The sequence below is a fragment of the Mesorhizobium sp. M2E.F.Ca.ET.209.01.1.1 genome, from assembly GCF_004010375.2.
Taxonomy (GTDB): domain Bacteria; phylum Pseudomonadota; class Alphaproteobacteria; order Rhizobiales; family Rhizobiaceae; genus Mesorhizobium.
Genome location: NZ_SADP02001184.1, coordinates 1 through 290 on the forward strand (window position 1 = coordinate 1; position 290 = coordinate 290).

General features: G+C 67.6%; 1 pseudogene. It reads left to right on the forward strand.

Annotated features, from left to right (window positions below):
- Positions 1-290 (forward strand): annotated as a pseudogene (locus EN852_RS39655) (GNAT family N-acetyltransferase); the annotation flags it as partial.

Genomic DNA, 290 nt, shown 5'->3' on the forward strand with positions numbered 1-290 from the left:
GCCGATGCCAGGCATTGGACCACGCAAAGCGCCGACGCTGCCTGGGCCGCGGTCCGCGCCGTGCTGCCGCCGGCCGACCGCATCCACGTGGCGGGAATCCCGCGACAGATCCACGGCGTCGCCAACCCGCTGGCGCTGCTTTCGGCGGCGCGCGACTCCATCCAGATCGCCTCGGGCCTGGTCATGGATGGCGAGCCGGAAACGCTGATCAAGCGTATCTGCAAACAGTCCTTCGCCAAGAATTTCTACAAGCACTGCCGCCGCTTCGAACAGCTCGGCGGCGTCGCACT